Source organism: Acinetobacter sp. WCHAc060042, assembly GCF_003231195.1.
Lineage (GTDB): Bacteria > Pseudomonadota > Gammaproteobacteria > Pseudomonadales > Moraxellaceae > Acinetobacter.
In genome coordinates this window covers 1-451 of record NZ_QKVN01000136.1, presented here as the reverse complement: position 1 = coordinate 451, position 451 = coordinate 1, and the positions used below count along the sequence as shown (strand labels likewise).

At 45.0% G+C, this 451-nt stretch carries 1 protein-coding gene; it reads right to left on the bottom strand.

Annotated features, from left to right (window positions below; translation table 11 throughout):
* Positions 1-451, bottom strand: a 451-nt coding sequence (locus tag DPG01_RS18590; protein ID WP_171327457.1) for a thioredoxin family protein, incomplete at both ends; no start/stop codon positions are given.

Below are 451 nucleotides of genomic sequence, written 5' to 3'. Positions count from 1 at the left end.
CACGATTCCGGTTTTAATGCCTTTACGTGCTGCGTAGATGGCAGAGGTATTTCCTGCAGGACCACCACCAATCACGAGAACATCAAAAGCATCTTTGGCATTGAGTTTTTCAGCTTCTTTGGCTGCGGAATTGGTATCCAGTTTGGCAACAATCTCTTCCAAGGTCATACGGCCTTGACCGATATGGGTGTTGTCTTGGAACACCATTGGTACAGCCATAATTTTGCGTTCTTCTACTTCGTCTTGGAAGAATGCACCATCAATCATGGTGGCTGTCGTACCTGAGTTGTAAATGGCAATCAGGTTCAACGCTTGCACCACGTCTGGACAGTTATGACAGCTTAAAGAAACAAATACGTCAAAGTCAGACTGGATGCCCAAACCTTTGATTGAAGCCAAAACTTCATCCGATACTTTGGGTGCGTAACCTGAGGTTTGTAACAATGCCAAA